Below are 24,346 nucleotides of genomic sequence, written 5' to 3'. Positions count from 1 at the left end.
TCTCAATTGTCGTCTTTTGGGGACGGATGAAGGGCTTTCTCGGCTTCATCAGAAACGGGCTCTTGCGTCAATATTTCTTCTAGCACTTGAATCGCGCCTTGTAGACGTAACAAGGTGTCATGCGTATTGGCTTGTTTTTCTTTAAGCTCGTTAAACACCGTTTGGCCTTGCGCAAAGGCCTGTTTTAGCTCGTCCAGACGACGCTGTAATGGTTGTTTCATGTAGGGGCGGCTCACTGTGTTGGAGGGGATAAAAGTGGCTTTGAAGATGAACTGTTTTCTATGGCGTGAGTTTCAAATGCACAAACAATTGCGCTATCATTTGCTGCTGTTGTTTGACCGCTTCCAGCAATACCGCGGTAAAACGCCCGTAATCAACGTATTTAAAATTATCTTGGTCACAAGCGACCAATTCAGGAAACGACGCTTGCAGTTCGTCGGCAATTAGTCCTATTTGCGGCTCTTTGAGATAGTCTTTTGTCCTCGCATGGTCACTCCAGTCATAATAGATCCCCTGTAATCGTTGTATTTTGTCAAGCACCGACCCGAGCGGTTTGATATTGGTTTTGATACGGCGATCAGAGGCCTGCTGAAACTTGTTGGCTCTTAACGTCGCGGTATCAATATCAAAATGAAAAGCGATATTTTTTGCTCCTTTTTTGCGAAAATAAAGGTTATTGTCTACCGAGAGATACCAATGCTTATTATAGCGATAAAACGCACCGTCGGAGTTATTCCAGTGAGAACTCGCACTGCCTTCATCGATCTGTATCCCCGATCGACACTTAATACGGCCTCTACACGAGATATAACCCTCTGCTTCTATCGATTTTTGATTAATACTTTGGGCGCTAATCGTTAATGTTCCCTGGGGGGTGTCGAAATGAAACGCAGTATCCGCACTGTCCTGCATGCGCAGATGAAGTCCGTGATCGGTGGTGAGATAAACGGGTCCATCACACTGGTACAAGGTGCCATTTTGCTCCCAATGTGTTGTTCGATCCGTTAAGCCAAAACCCGACGCCTGGGCCTCACCTTTAATATCCAATGGGCAGCTTGGACTTGCATGATTAATGCCTACCTTACCGTCTTCTTTAATAAACAAGGCAGTAGTATCAGCAGTGCCAACACGTAACATATGCACGCCCTTCGTGGACTGAATATGCAATTGTGCGCCAGGATTAAAGGTGCCAATGCCGGTTTTCCCCTTTTCTTTATCAATGAAAAGTCGGCTTTTACCCTCATAAGATAAATTGAAACCGGTGCTATCGTCCTGAGGTTGATGATTTAAACGCCAGTAATCCGTATCGCAACTGCTTTCATTGACACAGAAATCCAGCCAATTTTGTTGGTCACTTTGTGGCATGATGCGCAGCGGCTTTTCAACCCCTTCTGGTTTTTTGATCCAATCTTCTTTAACGTTTAAAAAAGATTCGAATAGATCGCTAAAATCTTGCGCGGTGGGTCTGTCACCGCGCTTAAAGCGGTCTTTTAGCTCTGCTCTGGTTTTTTGAGGCATTGTGGTTTCCTCTATAGAATTAAATGTAAAGCCTTAATGAACGATGAAATCTGTTTCAATGATCATGTGACCAATCCCTTCAAAATAAATATCTTCATGCTGATGCATTGTCACTAATTCGATAATATGTTCCGGGGCAGAAACCAAGACAGCATCGAGGGCGTGCACTTGCGCTTGCGCTTGATCCACATCCAGTATCGAATAAACGGTGTTAGAAGCCGTGAGATCACTGTCCAGTTTGATGTGTTCAATGAGTCTGAGTTGGGCGACGTAATCGACATAAGGCTGTTTTTCAATAAAATGGATTAACAATGAGTTGTGAATATAGCTACCGAATGTCACCTCCGCGGTACTTTCATAGGCCCAAGGTGACAGAAAGCGTTTAATCGCTTTATTGAGTTCAGCAATATCATTACCGGGTTCATCGGCTTTTTTAAAGCGAACAGTGACCCGGTATTTTATTTGTTCATAGCTTGGATTTTTCACTTCCAAATCAACGAAAGGCGAAATATACCGGCTTAAATAAACTTTGATTGCTTCCAGCAAGTCACGCGAGGCCTTGGGTTTCAACAGCAAAAAGGGTTCGCTGTTATTGGCATTGTCGGGGATAACCACGACAGTGACCTTCGCTAACGGTGATGCGCTCAGTTGTGTTTGCGTTAAACACTTGACTTTGTAGAGCTGTGGAAATGCCGCTAACACTAAGCGCTCATAATCCCAGCTGGAAATGGCGCGCTGTTTATGACGTAATCGCTCACTCGTCCGTTGCCAAAAAGCCTGATGATTTTCCCTGGCACGCCCCCCAAATGAAGCGTAGGGTTGTGTGACCGCTTTTATCTGTGGATCGGCAGTAACAAGTTGATTAATAGAATAAGCCGGTAACGGTTTGCGGTAGTGTTCATCATTCGCCTCCTTTGCCAACGTGACTGTTGCCGCTTGTGTTTTAATCGCAACAATCTGAGGCGATACCACCTCTTGATTAACGGAGCCGCACAACCAGTGTAAACCCGTGGGCATCAGGGGATTTTCATGACTGGCGGCCGCTGGCAGATGAAACGACATCACCCCACTGTGCATCAACCCTTTCGTCTCATCATGAAAATAAGTCGAGCTATCTGCTGCTACCCAATCATGTTGACCTAAATAGTGATAGGTCATATCGGCGCTTTCTTCCAGCTTATCACTTTCGCTCGGGATGATTTGAAACAGTAATGAGAGCGGTGCCGGCACGGTTGCGTCTTTCAGACCCATATATAAATAACCCGCGGCTGAAAATTGGGGTAATAACTGATTGACGTTGTGCCCCAAGACCTTACTTCCAAAGGGATGTAGCTGAAATAATTGTGCTTCATTGATTGCATTATGGGCAGGATGGGTCAGGTTTATCAGCGTGGAAGCCGTATAATTGAGCGTCAAGTCGCGTATCAATGGCGTATAAGGCGGATAGACGTCCGGCACACTTTTACCTTCTGTCGGCGGGGCTAATGCGCTTTTGTTGAGCACCGTAGCATATTGGTCGTGCAAAAAATCTTGCTCGGTTAATGCGAGTTTAAAATAGCGAGACCAGGCCATAGGGTCTTCTTCATCGGGGTCGTTGTGTGTGAAGCGGTTTACCTCCTCCTCACCCAGCTTCGGTAAATTTTTAAACTGCAGACAGGTGTGGGCGGTTAATTTTTTACTGTTCGGATCGACGGAAAATAAGCATTGTGGCGTGCCAATGGCGGTGACGACACGGTTGTTCACGACGGTTAACTGGGTTTGAAAGCTTGTGTTATCAATTTTTTTATTTAAAACCGCATTATAAACCGCATAGTGGGTACCAAAATCTTCGGGTAACCCTGACCAGGTGATGCCTAAATCCAGTGAATCTAACGCGTTATCACAAATTTCTGAGTGCGCCCAATAAAATCCGGCATGGGCGGTAGGTTGATCACCAAACGGCTGCAATAAAACGGTGTTCGTTAACAGCGATGCATCGTTTCTCCGTTTTACATCCTTAATCCCTTGCACATTCACCGCCAACTTATATTTTTCTACGATGATCATTTTAAACAGATCGTAGTCACCCCCGGCTTTGAGGGTTATTTTTATCGTCGGGTCAACACCGGTCAACCCTTGATGGCTAACATCGATTAGCGGAGCGGTCATTGCCGGGGCCGTTTCATTAAGATCGAATGTAAACTGAAGCCCATTTAAAAATAAGGCGTCAGCAGCATATTTTTCAATCTTCGTATTGGGAGGTAATTGCCCTCTACAAGCGACTTTAACTTCTTGGTTCCCCACCTGTTTTTGAATAGCAAAGACCTGCCCATTGGACCAAACCAACCAATTACCGACCTCTTTTTCTGTGAATTGCTCGTTATTTGCAGCGACGCCATCGATAACTAACCCCGTGAGTATTTCGGTTTCCGTCAATTGAATATCGGGATACAGCCGTGGCGCGGCGGGTTTGGGTTTTATATCCGGTAAATAAGCCACTTCAACGACTTCTATTTTATTGGCATTCACCCGGTGTTCAATCCGATAAACTCGCCCGTCCGTCCATAAAATGTACTGTTTAAAATGATCTTTCACGGTAAACAAATTGCTGTTTGCCGTGATGATTTTACGCGTTTTGCCGCCTATGCCTTCAGTGACAGGCATTTCTTCTAATGCCAAGCCTGACAAAGGGCTGCCCGTGCCCGTCAGAGTGAGTTCAGGGTATTTTTTAATGAAACCTTTACTCGGCAAAAAACCGACGGGGCGGAGTTTAGCGTGTTGCGCACTCATCACCTCCGTGATTTGATAAAGCTGCCCGTCTTCAAATTGGAGATAATTATCCTTATCCCTCTCGCTGTTGAATTGCCCCTTTTCACCTTTAAAACGGCAAATTAAAGCCAACGTATTCGTATCGTATTCCGCCAGGGCGGTTGCCAAAAAAAAATGCCCTGCGGTGACTGTCGCCGACGAGGGAGCAAAATGGGTTTCAGCGCCGCTTAATTGAAAAGTGAAAGGTGACTGTTGCACAAATTTATTCAGCCGATCAAGGTGAAAAGTATCGCGTTGACAGTCTACTGTTAAAGTGATCTTCCTGCGCCCTTCACCAAGGCGTAATAAAGGCGAACTGACAGCAAAACCGAGCAGAGCCGGGGTATCGGTTGCAGACCAATCGAATGTTTTAAACGGCTTATGCTCCTTCAGTTCAGCATCCAGCATAACGCGTGTACACAGATGCGTTGTTTTTTCAATACGAATATCGGGATAAGGTTGCTTTAGGGTCTGAGCACCCTGGACGAGTTGATACACTTCCTTCCAATCCTTGGAATTGATGTCAGGCGCTTTAATGACGATATCGATGATTTTTTCAAAATCCTTAATCGTCATATAGAGTTTTTTATTAATATAATCCATGACCGCAGGATGGGTGAGATCGGTTTTTAAGGACGTTATCGCAGTGTGCGGACTGGGCAATGTCGGTAATGGAGCACCCAGCGCGAAGGCCAGCATGTTGATAAAATTTCCATTACGATGTTTATGTTCTAGTGCCTGGTATCGCTGGAGCGCTATTTTTTTTTGATAAACACGTTCCATCATCTTGTGAATCTGGTCTGTTTGTTCTGCCGTCTGCAACCGATGCCCTTGCAAACACATTTTGAAATCGTTCACGTCATGGAAAGCCAGCTCTTCTTCAATGTAATCTTTTTGTTTACCTTTTAATTGATCTTGCTCAGCGAGCATTTTGAGCGAAGGCAAATCAATGGAAGGCGTTGGCGCTGCGTTCTCAAAACCTGCGGGCATAGCCACCTGTTGCGCTGCTCTCTCTAAAACCCACTGCAACAGAGCGGCAAAATCGTTATCGCTGGTTTTTCCCGGGTGATAAAAAGTCGCAAAGTCGTACACTTCTTTTTTAAGCGCCAAGGCACAAATTTTAGCCACTTGTGCCGAGGTGATCACGCTATCTCGGTCGAGACGATAAATCGGCGCCGCGCTATCAGATTGACCTTGCTCCGTACTGAGTAAGATCCCTTCTTTAAGGCAATAGGCTTGCTGAGATGGCGCCAGTTCGAAGATCACATGCGCCCGATCCGGCTGGGGCGGTTTTTCTCTTAATTGTAGGCAGTCTCGGTAGTAAAACTCGAGATAACGCTGCGTGAGGGCGTTCAATTGCTGCTGGGGGTAACGAAGCAATAAGAGAAAAACCCAAAACAAGACCCGATGAGGTTGCATCAACGCCATTCGCCGATCCAGGTCAACAATGGCTTCCGGCTGCTTAATAAAACGAACGGCGTCCTCAATAAACTGTTTATCCGTAGGCAAAAAACCGATCCAGTCTGTAGGGGTAATTTGTCCGCTCTCATAAAATCGAAGCTCTTTGGCATACGCCTGAGCAAACTGGATAACATCATGCAATGTGCGATCATCGACAACAAAATAATCCGGAGCCAGAGCGGTCAACAATCGATGGCGTTGACTGGTGCCATCGCGATATTGGGATGCTGCGTTAAGCTTCATGTCATTTTTTCCAAAAATTTCAAGAATACGGTTTTTGTGTCATTGCAGCATCGGCCTGCCAGCAATGCCCTCAATGAAGGCACGTAGCGTATTCAGAAGAGAGGGTTATTATTTTGCGCTGGCATGAACATGGCTGTTCAGAAATATCCCGCTACCATTGTAGCTCGGGGTAGGATCGGGGATGGGGGCGCCTGGACCGGGTGGCGGTTGCTTGGCAGGGTTTTGCACCTCAAATTTCGCCGTAAATCGTTGACCTTTACGCAGTATCGCCTTACCGCAACACATGACTTTCTGTGTTTTTTGATCACCGGCCAATGCCGCAATTTTTAGTGTGCCGGTACCGGGAATACTATACACCGGCGTGACATAGACGCATCCTGCCACAGAGACCTGCTTTTCATCCCCTACTAGGGCGATTTTTTTACCTTTCCTAGTGGATTTACCGCTCGCTGTCAGTTTGCCAGGACGTACTACGACCATCGCCTGGCCAAATAGCGGCATAAACAAGACGCTATCGCCATCAACGAGGATGATATTTAACATAGTTAACCTCCCAGAGCCGACACATCAAATTATTTCAGCACCCATACAGCCGGTTGCCATCGCTTCACCCCGTGTTTCTCTGTATCAAATGCGGCAAACCTTTGCGCTAATTGTGAGTGTGGGGACGCCTTTTCGACGGATAACCACACCCCATTCATTCGGCAACATTTCCACCGATGTCTCTATTACAAATTGACTCATATTTATCCTCCTTAAATGTAGATGCGAATATCTACAAAAAAGTAAAAATAGAACGCATTATCTTAAAATGACAAATGCGTCGCTTCGGTTAAATAAAAGGGATACACCAGATTGCTCCGTGAATTGGTGGTGCGTAGCGTGTAATTCAGGGTGATCAGTAGTAACGTCTGCGCATGCGGCGTGATGATGACCTCATCGAGTCGGATACGGGGCTCATGGTATAACACGGCGTCACTGATAATGTTTTGCAGACGATGGATCAAGCCCTGGGTGACTTCCTCGAATACAAACTGACCCAGTTCACAGCCATACGTCGGTTGCATCACACGTTCTTGCAGATTAGTCGAGAGCAGGATGCGTAAGCTTTGCCGAATATCCTCTTCACCCGACACCACTTCCAGTACCGCCCCCTGCTGTGAAAAGGTGGGCGGAAAGCTCCAACCTTGGCCTAAAAATGCCTGGTCATTTACCATTATCAGCCCCTTTTATTTAAAGTCAATTTTTTTACCTTTAATCACCACATTCTGACCCGTATCAGCCGTCAAATTTTTATCAAGTTTGATGTCAATGCCTTGCTCCGTTAAATTCACCTGATTGTTATGTTGATCTTTCAAGTAAATACCGGATTTTTTGCCACTGACCAACGTCACGCTATTATTTTTAGCGGTCATCCACTTCAGCGTTTTCTCTTTATCATCCATTAAAAATTGCATGTTCTCTTGCGTCACAATGCCTTTTTGATGATTGTCTTTCTCCATAGCCAGCGGTGGCGGATTTTTTTCACTGTGCATGGCACCGAGAATAACCGGATAGCGGGGGTCATTATTAAAAAACCCTAACACCACTTCATCCCCCACTTCAGGTCGAAACACCAGGCCTTTTTTATCGCTCGCATAAGGCGATGCCAACCGGGCCCACAGCACTTTATTTTTATCTTCCAATAGGGGTAAATGGACTTTGAGGCAAAACTGCGGGTTTTGTTCTTTCGCGTGCCCGACCACGATCCCGACATGGAGACCTTGGATGGCAGGTAATAATCCTGCCGCAGCGGGATCACACATTTCGAAGGAACGGCTCATTCCCTCGGTGAGGCCCACTTGCACATGGGTCTGCCAACCTTCTCGATTGAGCTGATGACGAATGCCGGTGACAATGGCATGGCCTTCAAAGTAGCTTCCCACACCTTTAATGGCAATGCATTCACCAAGTGTAATGTTTTTTCTGCCTTTTATCTGAAAGCGGCCCCGTAATAGCGTGAGTCGCGCTTGATCCAGCATCGCCTTACTGCAGGCCTGGAGCTCTTCAGGAGCCACCCCGCCCAGATGCACCAGCGGATAGGGATCCGCGCCGATGGTCTGAGCGGCTTGCACAGCATCGACGGTGCCTTTTTTAACACTGGTTTGCTGAGCGTCGACCCAAGTCAAGGCTAATTTTTTCGTATCCCAGTGGGCAGCACGTACCTTGTTCAATTGCTGACGAATATCCACCTCAAGCTCCACGTTGTGGATGACGATCTGTGGATCGACGTTATTCACGTTAAACACTTGTTTAGGCGACTGTTTGAAATCGGGTGCCACAATCTGGATGTGCTCTTTCCCTTCCAGGTAATGAAATAACACCCACAATCCATTCGCGGTCGCGCGCGCCAAGATAAAATCCCAATCGCTACAGTGATACTGCACCATTTGGGGATGTTTTACCTCTGCTTTCCCTATAGCGCCTTTCAAGGTGAGTCCCCCTTGTTTAATCAGGCGCGTGATAATGTCTTTATCCGTGGTCTTTTCAAACAAGACGCTTTTACGTCGCGTTGTCAGCCGAATCGCTTGGCTTTTGAGATCAAGTGATAATCGTGATCCGTGATCATCATGCCACGCAATTTTATGCTTAACCACGATACCGGAAAAAATTAATTTTTCATTTTTGGGTTCATCTTCATAACGTAAGTGGATATCCACGCGATGACCCGGTTTAAAAAAATCCCCCCGGCTCAAATGAAACGGTTGCTCTGCAGGCGGGCCGCGTTCTGCTATCACCAGCTGAGCCGTCGGTATTTTATTCACCGTCAGTATCACCTCTAACGCCACAATGTGACGTTGCAGTGAGGTGAGTTTTTTCCCCTGACAGGAGAGCGTAATGGTATAGACACCTTTCATCATTCACTGTCCACTGACCGGAGGCAGGTTTAACGTGCTACCCACGCGCAGCCGCCTAAAATTATCCAAGCGATTGCATTGTGCTAAATGAAGATAATAGTCAATGTCATTATAAGCGTGGTAGGCAATCAACGGCAGGTTGTCACTGCTGGTCACCCACTTGATGTGACTGAGATCAGGGGACTGTTTATCCTCCAATAACAACCGTTTTTTACTGTCGACATCTTGAATAAAGACCGCAGCCAACTCTGCACGTAACGGGGATCCATCGCGATCGAACAAGGTAAAATTGACGTCAACCGAGTACAAGCGGCAATCGAAACTCAGGCGACCCCATTCCAGCGTGAGGTATCTCGCTTCGTGCGTTTTACCATAAATATCATAGGTCAGCTTAAGAAAGCGTTTCACTTCCTTTTGCACGTCTTGGCGCGGCGCGGGATGAAGCCCCATCTCTGCTACAGCCCCTGTGCCATCGAGCAGTAAGGTCACCGCCAAATATTGTGACGTGTCGCCGAGGTACTGAGTTTGTTCAAAGCGCGAAAAGGTATTTTTAAAAAAAAGGGAATACGACGCCGGATTAAAGCGTGCTTCAAAGGATTCTGCTGTTTTTTGCTTCTGGCTGCGTTCAACGTAGTCATAGGCGTAGAGCGTGAGCTTTTCTAATTTAATCGCAGACTTCAATGCTTGCAGTGGGTTCATATTTTACCTTTCCTTCATTCGTGCCAAGATGTGCACTATCTGGTCGGTTAATGCTTGTTCAGAAAATCGATCACGTAACAGCTTCTCTACTTGTTCAGGCAGCAACTGTTCAAGCTGGGCGGCGATAAACCGACGCCCCCTGGGATCGTGATCCTGCCGCTCAGGCAGGATCGGATCCTCCGTATTCACCTCTTCGACCCATCGGGATGCTTCCCCGCTAAAATGTGGCGGATCACTCAGGGTGGCTTTAATCATCAGCTCGCGGATTTCAATCGGCATCATTACACTCGCAACGGTTGCAGACGTTGATACGCCAGCTCAAAAGTATCGATCAGGATGACATTGGCATTGGCGTCCAGATCCGAACATTGCCAGCCCACGGGAAACGCGTTGAAAAATAGCCAGGCTGCGGTGGGCAGACAAGTTTCATTGAGTAACGTGACCATGACATGACAAGGGTTAAACTGAAAAAAGCTCAGTGTGCTGTTAAACTCCGTATTCAGTGGCGATAGCAATACCATGCCCCGTTCGAGTCGTAACGTCGGCGACCGTACGCCGCTGGGTAATACGGCATGACCCACATTGTTGCCCCCCTCCTGTATCTTGTGGGTCTTTACCTCAAGTGATAACCCCGATACCTTTTGAAAGCGCATATCGACTAAATTGGGTGTGCGACCTGAGGGATAAAACACCACCGCGAAGCGGTAGCTCACGGGCGGCGTGTTTATCTCCATGGCAGAAAGATTGGGTAACAGCATTATTTTAACGCCTTATGCCTTATCATGCATGCTCAACACGCAGACTATCAGCCATAAGCTCTAGCGTCTCAATGGCCACTTCGTTACTGGTCGCATTAAATGACGGGGCGACTAATTTGGTGGGAAACGCACTTTGTACTGTCCAAGTCACAAGTGGATGGGTTTCTTCATCCAGTAGGCTAATGGTGATATCGCGTTTCTCAACACGATTCAAACGGACACTGATCATCCAATCGTAAAGGATAGAATTGCCCTTTACCAGGCCTCTTTTTAAGGTCAGTTTGATAGGCTCTGGCATGCCCGGCATATGCTTAAAACCCAACCCATCTTTATACGTAATGGGTTGATGCCCGACTTCTAACCCGGATACTTCAGAAAAACCGACTTTGTCTTCTAGACCCATAATACTTACGTTAAAACGATAAACAGAAAAGGGGTAATCCGCTTTGATATCAGCGACAGTGGTGGCCATGGTGGTCATCTCCAGCTTAAAAATAATAAAAAAAGGGTAAGAGGCAGTGAATCAAACCGCCGCTTTAAGAAAAAACAGAAGAAAAGCGTTAGGCTTGCTGCAGTTTATGCGCAAAGCGCAACACGATGAATTCAGCGGGACGCACCGCCGCCACACCGATTTCGACAATCAATTTGCCTTCGAGAATGTCTTGCTCGGTCATCGTTTGCCCGCGGTCTGCTTTGACAAAATACGCTTCCTCGGGTGTCGCCCCGGCTAACGCCCCTTTACGCCAGAGGTCGTCGAGATAACTTTGCGCTAGGGTTCTCACTTTCAGCCAGGTCATGGCATTATTGGGCTCAAACACGGCAAACGCCGTGGATTTTTGCAACGACTCCTCAATAAGATTGAATAAACGCCGCACAGAAATATAACGCCACTCATTATCATTCCCCGCCAGGGTTCTCGCCCCCCAAACTATTGTGCCCTTGCCGGTAAAGCTGCGGATCGCGTTGATGGATTTACCCGCTGTCGCATCGACATTTAAGTCTTCTTGTTGTTGATCGGTAATCTTCAGCGTCGGCCCGATCACATCGACTAAGCTCACATTGGCGGGGGATTTCCAGACACCGCGTTCTCTGTCGATACGGGCATAAACGCCGGCTATCGCCGCACTGGGGGGTAACGTTAATCGTTCATTGTCAATCTTGGCTCTAATTTGGTTATAAAGCGCGGTTTTATTACTTTTTAGTTTACTTAACTTCTCGCGTGTAGCACTGGGCGTATCACTCGCATAAGTGAGCGCCTGCGGTGAGGTAATTTCTTGCGCTATCAGATCTGCCCCGGTGCCTTGGTTCTCCATATTAAATTGTTTTTTATCACTGAGACCATTCCAAATAGCAACAATATCTTTCGCCGAAGCGCCAGTCTTGGGGATGGTGATTTCCAAAACAAAGCTGTTGTTGGGAACGACACTAATTGACTTTTCTTCTGCATCGGTGTGTTTACTTATTTTTATCTTGGGCGCATCACTTTGATTACCGGTATAGGTCACTAATAAGCCATTGTCGCCAGACGAATAACGCCCTATTTGCGTACGGGGATCACTGATTCCGGTGACTTCCACGGAGTCATCACTATAGTGATAGCCTAAATTCGTCGTGAGATAAGGAAAATACGCGGCACCGTATTTTAAATTATTCGTCCCAATCTTCTCTCTGAATGTTTTGACTTGATCAATATCATTTTCACCGGCATCAAAAATAGCAAAGCGATCTTTTAATGTTGCACAGTGCATTAATACTTTTTGACATAATGCCCCGTAGTCCTCTGTTGAAAGATTGGCACTCTCAGTCATGACGATTAATGTCGGCTCATCTTCTTTTTCTAAGGCGTCGATGCCCTTTTCTATGGCGATTTTGCTGATCTCTTCTTGATGATTACCGACGGAGACAATGTAACAATCCCCCCCACCATTAGCAAAATAAAGGCGCAGGCAGTCATACATGAAATAATCGACTGTTTTTTTAGGGTTTACTTCAACAACATTCTGGTTATTCACGTTAACGTCAAAGTGAGTCAAAGGTGCCTCACCAAAATGGCGCTGATACGCGAGCAGACTGCTAATGCGCACCGCTTTCTCTTTTAGTTCGTTGTTTGCCCCGGCACGCGCGGTATAACCAATAAAGGCGGGAATGGCGGTGGATACTTCAGCCACCGAAGGGGGTAAAATGGCTTGTTCTTCGACGTACACATTGGGGGTTTTATAGCTCATAGTGAATGCTCTCATTTAGTGAAAAAATAAAGAAATAATGAACGGTGTTTGTGCCATCACGCACGACGAATCGCTCACCGTCAAAAAGATGACGGCGAGAAAACCGGTTTTAGTGCATTGATGTTTTTTAATACAGAATTTATCGGTAGTCGGGCCGGTTATGAGAAAAGCACCGTTAATGGTGGCCGAATAAATTACTGATACATTGAGTTGTCGTGCCTTAATAAGTTTAAACAACTCAGTTGGGTAAAAGAAAATGACTCAATCACGCTAATCTCACAATATAAATAAAAGCAATATTTTTAACGGTAGTTTCTGTATTGCCACTACTACTCACTGTAGCGCTATGAGCGTGAGAACCCAGTGTAATACTGTGACTATGTGAACCTATAGAAACACTATGTGTGTGGTCACCAGCATCTCGGGTAAAATTCGAAGTATGTTGGCCCCAACTACTTTGATAGTACCTACCGTATTCTGTTAAGAATCGGTCTGTAGAAGCCTCCTCTCCCATGTTAATACGGTGATAGTGTCCTCCAGTTTGATTGGTATTTTTCGTCCCGTAATCAAAGTTATCAGTCGATTTTGTTCCCAGATATGTAGAATCAATAGTAATGCTATGACTATGAGTTTTATTACCGTCCTGCTCTTGGGATAATACTGTTCGCCCCGATGATGGGTTCCCTTTTATCATCCACCCACGCATATCTGGAATGATTCCGCTAGGATACACAATAGCCAGTTTGGGGTATATTACCTTATTAAAGCTCTGTCCCTTCATCTCAGCGTAACCGGATGGAATAACCTCGGATGGCCAGGGAATAGGCGCGCCGACTGGATATACGTCTATTAAATTATTAGCGTGTTGGACGTAGCGACTATCTGCATCCCCTGTGGTAATTAAATCATCACCATTAGTACCTACACTTTTCAATGCTGCTGATCCAAGCCCAAGATTGGTTCGCGCTATGACTTTGTCAGGTAAATCACTCAAATTATCTGCAGCATTGAGATAACGGCTATCTGCGTCTCCCGTGGTAATTAAATCAGTATTACCCGTACCTGCATCTTTCAGTGCTGCAGTACCCAGGCCAAGTTTTGTTCGTGCAGTTGTGTTATTGGCTAGATTTTCTGAGTTTTTCAGATAGCGGTTGTCTGCATTTTCATCTGTGATAAGTTCGTGCCACGATGTCCAATTACTCTCATTACTCCATTTATTACGCCAGAAAATGCCTTTAGAATTATTACCCTCTATATATATTTGGCAGTAGTTACTAGAATCACCCCTTAGCACTAGTAAAAAACCCGCTTTACTGATCCCTTCAGGGAAATTATTTTTTAAAGTAGCTATTTCACTAATGAACCCAACAGCATAAATACCAGGAGTGAAGAGTTTATTCAAATCTCCATTAATATCAGAACCTCTAATTTGAACAATTGATCTGCTAATCAACGCATTGGCTGCTGTAACAAGATCGTTATCATCCACACCCACTTTTTTAGTCGCGGCATCTCCAAGTCCAAGATTGGTTCGCGCTATGATTTTGTCAGGTAAATCACTCAAATTATCTGCCGCATTGAGATAACGGCTATCTGCGTCTCCCGTGGTAATTAAATCAGTATTACCTGTGCCCGCATCTTTCACCGCCGCAGAACCTAAACCAAGATTATCTCGTGCAGTATTTTTATTCGTTACATCTTTTAAATTTTCTGCTGCATCGAGATAACGCGTATCTGATACCTCAAGACTGATTAAGTTATCCACTGTTTCAATAGCAGAAGCAGGGATATTCTCAAGTGGAATATGGACAATGTAGGTCCATGTGCCACCTTCCTGCTCCACGAGAGTATAACCAGAAGAAGCATAACCGATGGCTATCAGTGTATCGTGTTCCAGAAGACCAATTTCACGAATGGTTTGATTTCTTTGATTCTCAGGCACAATGAGTTCACAGACGACGCTTGTCTTTGCTGTATCCAGTGCGATACGATCAACAGGCGCACGGTACACTTCGTTTCTAACTTGTGTCGCTTGTTTAGTGGCAGGTATGGGTGTTGCCGCATTGCCTAACACCATATGGGTCAGTTGCAGTGGCGTACCATTGGGTGCCTTTGCTGCTTGCAAACACCTGTCGCCTTGGTCAGTCCAAAAAAGAATCTGATCGTTGGTGTTCATAGGATGAATTACCCTGGTGATGAAATGAGTAGGAAGACATTGATTTATAGAAAGTAAATATTAAAAATATTTTTCAACCAATGCAGCTAATGTTGCACTGGTTTTTGTATCCAGCATTCCGTCATAATTATCCTAACGAAAATGCAGTTGAAAGGCTCGGATCAGCGCTTTAAAGCCTTCTGGCGTCGTTGCTTTGCTAATATCGTAACCCTATCGCTTAAAAAAGCGCGAAGGCCGCCTCCCTTGGGGGCGGAGCTTTCGTGTAGTGCTCAACATAGTGGCACTTTGTTGCTTCATCGTACCAAGCCCCCACCCTGGCCTGATAGATCACCTGTAGTGAAGGGTATTAACGCATTTCTATCGTGGAGCAGGCGTTCCCCAATAATGGAGCCGTTTTTGCTACTACTTGTGCTAACATTTCTAGGCTCATACGTAACCTCTCTTTATAACCCGCATTGAGATAATCTCGCTGTTTTTACCCACTCTTTCCCCCTTCAGATTTGATATTGACTTGTTTATAGCGAAAATCGTCGTGCCAATAATGTGGTTTACATCGATCACGCCAAAATTTGAGCGATAATTTTTATCACATCAATCTTTGTACTAAAAATAAACAGGACGGCACCCAATCCACATAAAATGAGCAAGTACTTTCTCAGCAAGGCCAACAACTGTGAGAGCCTCACCTCTTCTACCCTTTTTTGCCAAAGGGTCGTCTCTATCTTTTTTAGCGTGATACGCAACGTCTCTATCTGAGACTGACTGGACATGATGTTTTTTTGGAGAGCAGTGATATCAGATAGTATTTTTAGATGCACTTCTGTCAGTTCAGTGAGTTCGTTCATGTAAGCATGATTTAAGTAGTAATGTGAGGAAAAGTTTTTTTGAGTTAATCGAACAAAAAAAAAACCCGCTTAAGCGGGCTTTTAGATGCAGCAGTAACAATTTGGAGAATTTATACCTGATTTGTATTGACAACACAAATAAAAAATGAAAAAAACATCAGTTTTTTTCAAGGCGGCCATTTAAGCAGCCTAATAACCACTGATGAGCCATATCCACATGATATTTGAATTGTGTGTGGGATATGGCCAACTTTTTGGCCTTGTAACGCAAGGAGCCGCGTTGAAAATAGTAACACCGTAATGCCCGTGCCATAGCAGGATTTTGCTGTGCCATCGCATTGACCCAGTTTTCTATCTCTTCAGCGGCGGCATGAGTAGGCAAGGGGTTAGATCCCGAGCGACGAAACACATTCCCTTCCGTCATAATACGGTATTCAATGGAACAAGAGGAATACCCTAAACTCGAAAAATTCCCTCGGCTATACCATTCAGCCCATTGGTACAAACGATCTTCGAGATAACGGGTAAAATTATTGGTATTCATGATGACGATATCCATAAGTAGCATTCGCTTTCTTTGGTGCGGTATGAAATTGACGGGAAGCCCGCGTCAAACAGGGAATGAAAAAAGTCAGGGGGTTATCGACGGCAAAATTTGTATTCATCACGCTGTGCTAGCAGCCGTCTCACTGCACGCTGGCGTAGTTCGAGGGGATAACGTTTTGATGACATTTCGGGGCTCCTTTTATACTAGAGTTTACTCTCCAGGATTCCCGTGGCGGTTCAGTTTTCTTCGATGGGACATATATGGGACAGAGAACGTGTTATACGTGCTTTCATTTTTTGTTATCTTTTTACATCTTTGGGCGTGTGAGCGGCATTAGATGCGGTAATTTAATGAATCAGAAAGTACTCAACGGCCTTCTAAGCCGTAGGCCGCAGGTTCGAATCCTGCAGGGCGCACCAACAAAATCAAAGACTTAGATAGCTTCTCCGCTCTAGATAATGTCCTCCTGTGTCGTATTTGTGTCCTTAACGAGCAAAAGTGAATCTAATCGTTTAGCATGTTCAGTTAAGCTAGACGGGCATATCTGCGTACCGTTTCAATTGGCTCTCATCCCCCGTTTTCCTGTATGCATTTAATGGAACACCAGGTTGAATGCTCAGGGTTGCCTCAAATCATAAAAACGAAAATCCGTGATTGTCCGCTTGCATCAATCAAATCTGTGAAACGCTAAAAATTTTCTGGGCGACATTTTTTAGGTACGTATCCTGTTTTAGCCTTGGCATAGGCGGATACTGGAGTACTTCTGCCGAAGTATACCGCCACTGACTTACCAGGGAGCGGACTGTTGCGCTTCCCCCAACATAGCCTCGTGTTTTCAGTTTGCGGAACAGTAACGCAGCATTATGACAACCGCTATTCCCTTGTTCTCTGAGCCAGGTTTGCTCATTGAAGCCAATGACTTGACGTGGACGAGGTCGTTTACCGCATAATGGAGAGCCGCCTGTCTGTAGCCATCGGCGAACCGTCTTGTCACTGATACCGGCTGTTAACGCAATTTCTGTTTGTGCCATGCCTTTATTTTTCAGTACGCTGACATGCTCAAACAAGAGACGGCGTTGTTGCTGGGTGGCTGTCTCCTGCTGTGGAGAAACCGTGATGATAGGCGCTGATTGCAAAGCAGCCAGCGCCTGGGTTTTTATGGCGTGGTAGGTTTCCTTCACAGCGACCCAGTGACGTTTCAGAAAACGTTCAAAATGATCACTCGCATTGCGGATAAGATGCCAGCGGTCGGCAATCTGTATCGCCTGTGGAGCACCGGTTTTGGCGCCATCAGCATAAGCCCCCGCCCTGTCACGAGTAATTATTTTTATTTCCGGTCTTGTTTTCAGCCATTCCGCCAGAGAGGTAGCTGAACGACCAGAAAGTAACGCAACCGGCCGGTGCGTGCTCTGAGCAACAATAATAGTCCCATAGTGATGCCCCTTCTTCCATGCCCAGTCATCCACATCAATATGGGTAAGTTGCTCAGGCTCCGAGAGCGGAAGTTGCATTATTCTGCGTATGAGGGTATCTCCACTGACTCTGACCCCGAATGAATAAGCCAGACGGGTTGTCAGTTCTACCAACTGCCTGGAACTTCGTTGCCATCGGGGTGCCAGTGTCGAGATTGATTCCTGAAACGTTCGTTGCCGACATCTGCTGTTGGTGCAACAAAATCGCTGAAGACGAAAGCATAGTATCAGGGGCTTTCCTCCACAGGGTAAATGCTGAAGTCGTCGGTGAGTAAAGCCGTAACGACAGCGGCTTTTCATATTGCATTGGGGACAATACGCAGAATGTTTGCGATGTTGAAGCAACAGTTCAACCCGCCGATCACTTAAAGAATAATCGGCGATCCCCCACTTTCGAGGGAGAGCGAGTAATTTTTTGAGCATGATCATTTTCAATAGATAAAAAGTCAGAAGATGATTTATATCTCAGTTAGCTACGGCGTTCAGCACCAACATTATTTGCGGAAGAGCCATCTAAAGTAGCGTTGACAAGGAGCCTACTCGAGTAACTGAGTAAATCTATTCAACGTGAACCCTTTATTGGAATACTAGTGAAATAAATATTCCAAAAAATATAAATAGCCTTGAAATATTTTCATGACACTGCTACACCATGAAAGGATAAATAAATACAATAGAGGGTAATATTATGAATATTTCCGTTATGGAGATGGATAACAGCACGTTTGTATATGTTAATAAAACCGAAGTATATGAGCATGTGCCAGAAAATGTTAATCAAGCAGTGAGACTAAGACTATGCGTTGATAAAGACTGGCCAGCAGAAGACAGCAAAAACCCCTTGTATAGCTTGGGCGAAAGCAAAAATTTTTGGCGAACAGGTCAAACTTTGCGTATAAAATTTATGGCTGCTTATGCAGGGAGTGCATATGTACAAGAAAAAGTTCGACACTATGCAAATGAATGGCTTGAATATGCCAATTTGAAATTTGATTGGTTGCCTGTAGGGAGCAAAAAGAAAGCACATATCCGGATTGCTTTTAAAGAAGGCGATGGAAATTGGTCAGACTTAGGAAAAAATAGTAGAAAGACCGCTGCGAATGAACCTACCATGAATTTCGATGGTTTTACCGACGATCCTTCTGATGAAGCCTACTTAAAATCGGCCACCTTGCATGAGTTTGGACATGCTCTGGGCTTGCTACACGAACACCACAATCCGGAGGGTGGCATCCAATGGAATAAACCAGTTGTATTCGCCTATTATTTGGATATGTTTGGTTGGGATGCTGCCAAAACCGAGTACAACCTGTTTAAAAAGTATGCCAAAAATAAGACGCAATATACAGCCTATGACCCAAAATCTATTATGGGCTATCCTATACCCGAAGAGCATACGCTAAATGGCTATTCGGTGGCTGATCCAACCGAGCTTTCTACCACCGATAAAAAGTTTATAGCCAGTGTGTATCCAGGTAGGCTAACTGTTCAGAAATATTTGTAGCGTTGTTTCTCTGTTTTCATAGTATTAAGCAGCTCAGCTGCATAAACAGAGTCTTTACGGAACACCTCGGCCATTACATCGTCGTGTGGCCTGTCTTTCATTAGCCCATTCTCCTATCTGCTATTGCTTTTCCATTCGCACCAATATTCACATGCGCAAGTAATGTCTGCATCCTGCTTGCATTTGTCTCCACCACAGAGCAGTAGAATGCTCGTCAAACCAGCACTCTCCTTTACTAAGGTTATGCAATGGCTGACCTCTCCTTTAAATCTTGACAAGAGCGGAGCGGCGACATGGGTTCAACGATTTGTCCAGAAGTTACTGACTTTGTGTCCGGTGCTTAATGTAGGGTGCAAACTGACACAAGGTTTCATCAGTCTGTCAGCGCTGGTTCACCTCCCTGCTCATACAGCTTTTTAAACCGGTAATAGCTGTCCCTACTGTAGCCCATGACTTTACACGCTGACTGAACATTACCCAATTGTTTCGCCAGTTCCAATAAGCCTAATTTCGGTTTGATTATTTTTGCTGTTTGATTCATCTCTAACACTCCTTTATCTCATACTAAACATATTAGAATGTCAGATTAAATTCAAACTTTTACACATTCATGGCGTATTTTGACGAATTTATACTAAGAGGCGTTATACCGAATTGTTTTCTGACGTGCTTGCAAAAAACGCTTATTTGATGAATAGGAGATGACTCTACTGGCGGCAGGAATCTTTATGGTAGATTTTTCTCTGTCACCTACTTTTACGGCGTCAAAAAAATGGCCTCTACTGGCCTTTTTTATGAAATTTTATCGCATATGGTTCTATCCTACTCGTTTGCTAAAAGAAGCTGACACAGACACAGGTAATAATAAAATAGATAATACTGTTAAATAAATCTTTATCTTTTCCATGTAATACTCCTTTTTTGTCATAACCTAAAAAAATAGATTATCCCACCCACGGGGTAAAATTGGGGGCAGGGATAAATCTTTCTCGTATGTATGTTTCATATTTTGATTGAGAAAATGCATTATCTGTATTGACAGCGCTTTCCTCACGTAAACATATTTTTGATGGAAAGGATGGAATATTTCCGGATTTCCAAAGTTCTTGGCATATATTTGAAATGGTTTTTTCATGAGAAGCCGAAGTTGTTGTTGATAATAATAAGATAGGTAATATTTTCAACAGAGTTTTTATTGTTTTCATATCGTGCCTTTTTTTGTTGGGTTTAACGGTGCTTTATTTTTATTATCCGCCGTATTGAGTCAGCATCATTGTAATAGGTGAGCGAAGACCAGACAAAAAAAACTGAATGGAGGTTTTTCAGGTTTATTTTTATCAGAGGAATTAAAAGATGTTGTTGGCTCTGTAGTGCTTTTTTGTTCATCGCACATTTCTACGGGACCTAAAAAAGTCATAACCCACGAGGTAGTTGGACAAATAATGGAAGAAGCCCAAGTAGGCACTGATAATGAAAATAATAATAAAATGGGTAATAGTTTCAAGAATGTTATTATTTTTTTCATATATTCATTTCCTCTTTTCCAATTAGCATCATTTGATATACTTTGAGTTGCTGTCGCTTATTAAGTTTAGTCACAATAATCGTTATTTTCCTTTTTAATATTTATTATTCATTTATTGTTTACTGTCTTGAGTTGTACTCAATTGATGAAAAAATAGCTGAAGCGAAGCTAAATGCGTATTAATTTCTTCAAACAGCGCTTCGCTTAAATGATGTTTTTCCAGCCAATGACGAAAATGCAGGATAGTGGGATCGGAGGGAATAGCATCGACACATACCCCCGCAAATTGACGTAATAAGGGGATGTCGTATAACGCTTCTTCCATCGATAAATCAGCATAATTAAACCCATTCTGTAAAAAATAAATCCGCAGCATCACTTCTAACGGTTTCGCCGGTCTGCCGCCTTTAGAGCTTGCCTTCGGATAATGACGACTGAGTTTGGCCAGAATCTTTTCCCAGGGAACTATCCTATTCATTTGCGCTTAAAAGTCGGCTCGTCTCGTCGATTTCGTTTTCATTTCACTATTAACCTAAAAAAATTATTGCTAACAGAATAGACTACTTTTAGCGGTTTTTCAGGGTTTCCATAGGCTCACTGTGGTGCTGTCTATCCAGACGCAGTCAAGGCTGATTTTCTTTTTTTTCTGCAATAGATAAAGCAAATGCCAGAATAACCCATTCTCACTCCAGCGTTTAAAACGCGTGTAAATCGTATGCCAGTGGCCATAAAAAGTAGGCACGTCACGCCAAGGGATACCGGTTCTCAATACGTATAACACTGCCGAGAAAAAGTGATAATGACTGATACCCGTGGGTCTGCCTGGACGCTTGTAATATTTAAGAATATGAGGCTCGATTTCTTTTATAAAATCGGACGCTTTGATCGGATAATGTCTGTTTTTCATCCTTAACAACCCCCACAAAAAGCGGATCTTATCTCAAAACTAACTTTGTTAACAGTGCCATAGCCAGCGTGCGATAAATTATGAAAAAAGACGCTTGCGACTGTTTTAAATAATTAAAAAAGGCTAAACAGAGACTATTTCTGTTTAGCCTTAAATGTATAGGTGACTATATTTTTAGTACTTATCCTATAGCTGTGAATATGAACAGGTTAGTGAGGTTAATGTGGTTAATACTGTGACAGGAGTAGTTACAATACCAGAAAATGTTGAAATAGCGCTATTTTTAGGAGTAGACGCAGAATTTGAAAACGATCCCATAGACTGAATTAAATTACAGGTATCCTGGAATAATGAAGTTTCATTAGATAGACTTGTTACAGCGACGGTTTGATCTGTCATTTAAATATCCTTAATTATAAGTTGAATTATTTATTGAATATCAATTTGGTGTGGCATCAATTGATTTTATTTAAGTTAATCCCAGCAGTCAAACTTGTGGAGAAATAATTGCCAAAGTTGTTTGGATGAATCTTCTGATTCACTAAATCCTTACTTGGGAATGAGGATATTGAGTCTGATAATTTACTCGTATCATGCCTAGATTGATAGGTATGATTTTCCCAATTTTGATTTGGAATTTTATTATCTGCTCCCGGTTGATCTTGTGATCTATAATATATTGAAGGTTGCAATGATTTCGTTTGGCTCTTTGACATAGGATTATCAATGATAATTTCTCTGTTTGAGTCTAGAACGGTTTCAGTATTAATGACAGGCGTGGTTTGTTGATGATTCATATTATATCCTTATATATAGATTTATTTATGCTCTATTAACCTTATATAAATAGCTTTTAAATACTAGATTAAATTAAAGGAAATGCAAACCAATAAATACCAATATTATGCAGATTCTTTTGGTTGCTGATGAGAAAATGCTTAAATAAACTTTTTTTCATTTTAATTTCTGTCAACTAATTTTTATAAATACATGTCGGATAATGATATAAGCAGTCGCTAATTAAGATGCTATAATTTTTAATAACAAAATTATCAGGGATATTTAAATGCAAGGATGGCGTCTACCCTTTAAAGGTATCGTGTTTTTATGGCTCATCAATAGTTTTAGCACATGGGCGGAACTGCGTGATGCCCCTTTTATTCGGCAACAAGAACAACAGCAGGCTTTAGAGCAACAGATTACACCACCCACGCCGGATGTACACCTTTCGCCGCCACCCTCCTCCGATATTGGCCTTAACACTTTTCCTCAGGAAACCCCTTGCTTTCCGATAAAACAGGTCATCTTGACGGGACGACAACAATTGCCACTCTGGCTGCCACTTCAATCCCTTGCTAATCAGGCTCAGGGGCACTGCCTGGGTGTGCAGGGGATCAACCTGCTGATGAGCCGTCTACAAAACCGTTTAATAGAGAGCGGCTATATTACTACTCGCGTCCTGGCAACGGAGCAAAATTTAAACAGTGGCTTTCTGCAACTTTTATTGCTGCCAGGAAAAATAGGGCGCGTATACCTGACGCCGGACAGCGATCACTACCTTCAGCTTTACAGCACCTTTCCTGTGCATGCCGGTGAGTTGCTTGATTTACGCGACATCGAACAAGGGCTAGAAAACCTGCAACGTTTACCCACGGTTAAGGCCAATATGGAAATCGTGCCGGGGAAGCACCCTGGAGAAAGTGATATTGCCCTGCGCTGGCAGCAAGATCGCCATTGGCGTCTAGGGGCATCGCTTGATGATTCCGGCAGTAAAAATACTGGGATCTATCAGGCTGGATTGACATTGTCGATCGATAACCCTTTTTCACTCAGTGATTTATTTTATCTCTCGGTGAATCACGCTGTACCTGGATCAAGTGGCAAAAAATCCAAAAATATCACCGGTCATTATTCATTGCCTTTCAGTAAATGGATGACGGGTGTGACGGTCAATGGTTATGACTATCAGCAGACCATTGCCGGGCTGGATCAAGATCACCGTTACAGCGGCAACAGCAAAAACCTCGATGTGAAATTCAGTCGAGTTTTATATCGTAATAGTCGGCAAAAAACCATGCTGGCTTATCATCTGCTGGCACGTGAATCGAACAGTTACATCAATGATGCCGAAGTAAATGTACAGCGCCGTCGCACTGCCCATTGGCGACTTGGTTTGCAGCAACAGCGTACTCTTTGGCCGGGAAATACTTCGCAGGGCAAACTTGATGCGAGTATCAGCTATCAGCGAGGTACCCGCTGGTTTGGTGCGCTGCCTGCTCTCGAGGAAAAATATGGCGAAGCCACTGCATTAAGCAACATCATGCAGCTGAATGCCCAGCTTGATGTGATTTTTTCCCTGCTCGGCCAGAATTTTCGTTACAACACGCAATATCGTCATCAGATCAGCTATACCCCGCTGACACCGCAAGAGCAATTTACTATCGGTAATCGCTGGACGGTACGGGGTTACGACGGTGAACATACATTGAACGCCGATTGCGGCTGGTATCTGCGTAACGATTTGGCCTGGCGTACTCCGTTGCCTCATCAAGAACTGTATTTAGGCGCAGATTACGGTGAAGTCAGTGGCCATGGTAGTGATTATTTGGCTGGTAAACGCTTAGCGGGTGGGGTGATCGGATTACGGGGTAACGCCTTACGCCTCGCTTACGATTTTTTCGTCGGTATGCCCTTTGCTAAACCCGCTCGCTTTAGCGCCCGTCCCGTTACGTTTGGCTTCAATCTGAATTGGCAATATTGAGGAGCCTCCTCCGCAACAGGT

23 protein-coding genes and 1 pseudogene are annotated in these 24,346 nt (G+C 44.3%); 3 read left to right on the top strand and 21 right to left on the bottom strand.

Annotation, left to right across the window (positions count from 1 at the left end; all coding sequences use genetic code 11):
- Nucleotides 1-2: 2 nt before the first annotated feature.
- From AACL30_RS03130 to AACL30_RS03060, 15 genes are all read right to left on the bottom strand, one after another.
- Nucleotides 3-221, bottom strand: a complete 219-nt coding sequence (locus tag AACL30_RS03130) for a hypothetical protein (RefSeq protein WP_119797631.1) — start codon at nt 219-221, stop codon at nt 3-5.
- A 58-nt stretch (nt 222-279) separates the two neighbouring features.
- Nucleotides 280-1,518 carry a tail fiber domain-containing protein gene (locus AACL30_RS03125; protein ID WP_339057781.1) on the bottom strand — a complete coding sequence of 413 codons (1,239 nt, stop codon included), beginning with the start codon at nt 1,516-1,518 and terminating at the stop codon, nt 280-282.
- A 33-nt stretch (nt 1,519-1,551) separates the two neighbouring features.
- The gene (locus AACL30_RS03120) at nt 1,552-6,009 is read right to left on the bottom strand and encodes a baseplate J/gp47 family protein (RefSeq protein ID WP_339057780.1); all 4,458 of its coding nucleotides are present in this window, start codon (nt 6,007-6,009) and stop codon (nt 1,552-1,554) included.
- Between the two features lie 108 nt (nt 6,010-6,117).
- Nucleotides 6,118-6,552: a hypothetical protein gene (locus AACL30_RS03115; RefSeq protein WP_119963693.1), complete on the bottom strand. Its 435-nt coding sequence runs from the start codon at nt 6,550-6,552 to the stop codon at nt 6,118-6,120.
- A gap of 263 nt (nt 6,553-6,815) precedes the next feature.
- A complete protein-coding gene (locus tag AACL30_RS03110; protein WP_176488058.1) occupies nt 6,816-7,226 on the bottom strand; it encodes a GPW/gp25 family protein in 411 nt (136 codons plus the stop codon).
- Nucleotides 7,227-7,238: 12 nt separating this feature from the next.
- Complete coding sequence (gene vgrG, locus AACL30_RS03105; RefSeq protein ID WP_119963695.1) at nt 7,239-8,909, bottom strand: type VI secretion system tip protein VgrG; 1,671 nt, start codon at nt 8,907-8,909, stop codon at nt 7,239-7,241.
- Nucleotides 8,910-9,605 carry a hypothetical protein gene (locus tag AACL30_RS03100; protein WP_119797628.1) on the bottom strand — a complete coding sequence of 232 codons (696 nt, stop codon included), beginning with the start codon at nt 9,603-9,605 and terminating at the stop codon, nt 8,910-8,912.
- 3 nt (nt 9,606-9,608) lie between these two features.
- On the bottom strand, nt 9,609-9,887 hold the full coding sequence (locus AACL30_RS03095; protein WP_240313767.1) for a DUF5908 family protein: 279 nt from the start codon (nt 9,885-9,887) through the stop codon (nt 9,609-9,611).
- Nucleotides 9,887-10,363, bottom strand: a complete 477-nt coding sequence (locus AACL30_RS03090) for a phage tail protein (protein ID WP_119797627.1) — start codon at nt 10,361-10,363, stop codon at nt 9,887-9,889. The genes AACL30_RS03095 and AACL30_RS03090 overlap by 1 nt, the downstream gene beginning before the upstream one ends.
- A gap of 22 nt (nt 10,364-10,385) precedes the next feature.
- Complete coding sequence (locus AACL30_RS03085; protein ID WP_119797626.1) at nt 10,386-10,835, bottom strand: phage tail protein; 450 nt, start codon at nt 10,833-10,835, stop codon at nt 10,386-10,388.
- 88 nt (nt 10,836-10,923) lie between these two features.
- Nucleotides 10,924-12,588: a phage tail sheath family protein gene (locus AACL30_RS03080; RefSeq protein WP_339057779.1), complete on the bottom strand. Its 1,665-nt coding sequence runs from the start codon at nt 12,586-12,588 to the stop codon at nt 10,924-10,926.
- 265 nt (nt 12,589-12,853) lie between these two features.
- Nucleotides 12,854-14,764, bottom strand: coding sequence for a phage tail protein (locus AACL30_RS03075; protein WP_339057778.1), 1,911 nt, complete (start codon nt 14,762-14,764; stop codon nt 12,854-12,856).
- A gap of 557 nt (nt 14,765-15,321) precedes the next feature.
- Complete coding sequence (locus tag AACL30_RS03070; RefSeq protein WP_006706665.1) at nt 15,322-15,609, bottom strand: hypothetical protein; 288 nt, start codon at nt 15,607-15,609, stop codon at nt 15,322-15,324.
- A 157-nt stretch (nt 15,610-15,766) separates the two neighbouring features.
- Nucleotides 15,767-16,177 carry an antiterminator Q family protein gene (locus tag AACL30_RS03065; protein WP_339057777.1) on the bottom strand — a complete coding sequence of 137 codons (411 nt, stop codon included), beginning with the start codon at nt 16,175-16,177 and terminating at the stop codon, nt 15,767-15,769.
- Nucleotides 16,178-16,827: 650 nt separating this feature from the next.
- Nucleotides 16,828-17,742 carry a transposase gene (locus AACL30_RS03060; RefSeq protein WP_339057776.1) on the bottom strand — a complete coding sequence of 305 codons (915 nt, stop codon included), beginning with the start codon at nt 17,740-17,742 and terminating at the stop codon, nt 16,828-16,830.
- A gap of 574 nt (nt 17,743-18,316) precedes the next feature.
- On the opposite strand from AACL30_RS03060, the gene AACL30_RS03055 reads away from it, so the two are divergent.
- The gene (locus AACL30_RS03055) at nt 18,317-19,132 is read left to right on the top strand and encodes a matrixin family metalloprotease (protein WP_339057775.1); all 816 of its coding nucleotides are present in this window, start codon (nt 18,317-18,319) and stop codon (nt 19,130-19,132) included.
- A gap of 382 nt (nt 19,133-19,514) precedes the next feature.
- Here AACL30_RS03055 and AACL30_RS03050 read toward each other — a convergent pair.
- A pseudogene (locus AACL30_RS03050) lies at nt 19,515-19,673 on the bottom strand (helix-turn-helix domain-containing protein); the annotation flags it as partial.
- Nucleotides 19,674-19,833: 160 nt separating this feature from the next.
- Between AACL30_RS03050 and AACL30_RS03045 the strand changes: the two are divergent.
- A complete protein-coding gene (locus AACL30_RS03045; RefSeq protein WP_339057774.1) occupies nt 19,834-20,022 on the top strand; it encodes a hypothetical protein in 189 nt (62 codons plus the stop codon).
- Nucleotides 20,023-20,076: 54 nt separating this feature from the next.
- Here the strand turns inward: AACL30_RS03045 and AACL30_RS03040 are convergent, their stop codons facing one another.
- The 5 genes from AACL30_RS03040 to AACL30_RS03020 all read right to left on the bottom strand — a co-directional run bounded on the left by AACL30_RS03040 (nt 20,077) and on the right by AACL30_RS03020 (nt 22,361).
- Nucleotides 20,077-20,337, bottom strand: coding sequence for a hypothetical protein (locus AACL30_RS03040; RefSeq protein WP_339057773.1), 261 nt, complete (start codon nt 20,335-20,337; stop codon nt 20,077-20,079).
- A gap of 65 nt (nt 20,338-20,402) precedes the next feature.
- Entirely contained in the window at nt 20,403-20,657 is a 255-nt protein-coding gene (locus AACL30_RS03035; RefSeq protein ID WP_339057772.1) for a hypothetical protein, read from the bottom strand.
- 112 nt (nt 20,658-20,769) lie between these two features.
- Entirely contained in the window at nt 20,770-21,135 is a 366-nt protein-coding gene (locus AACL30_RS03030) for a transposase (RefSeq protein ID WP_339057771.1), read from the bottom strand.
- A 99-nt stretch (nt 21,136-21,234) separates the two neighbouring features.
- Nucleotides 21,235-21,564 (bottom strand): transposase, encoded by a 330-nt coding sequence (locus AACL30_RS03025; protein WP_339057770.1) that lies wholly within the window; start codon nt 21,562-21,564, stop codon nt 21,235-21,237.
- 455 nt (nt 21,565-22,019) lie between these two features.
- Nucleotides 22,020-22,361 (bottom strand): hypothetical protein, encoded by a 342-nt coding sequence (locus AACL30_RS03020; protein WP_339057769.1) that lies wholly within the window; start codon nt 22,359-22,361, stop codon nt 22,020-22,022.
- A gap of 269 nt (nt 22,362-22,630) precedes the next feature.
- Between AACL30_RS03020 and AACL30_RS03015 the strand changes: the two genes are divergently transcribed.
- A complete protein-coding gene (locus AACL30_RS03015) occupies nt 22,631-24,325 on the top strand; it encodes a ShlB/FhaC/HecB family hemolysin secretion/activation protein (protein ID WP_339057768.1) in 1,695 nt (564 codons plus the stop codon).
- Nucleotides 24,326-24,346 lie beyond the last annotated feature (21 nt).

Source organism: Candidatus Regiella endosymbiont of Tuberolachnus salignus, from assembly GCF_964020115.1.
Classification (GTDB): Bacteria; Pseudomonadota; Gammaproteobacteria; order Enterobacterales; family Enterobacteriaceae; genus Regiella; species Regiella insecticola.
This window is presented reverse-complemented; position numbering and strand designations above follow the sequence as displayed.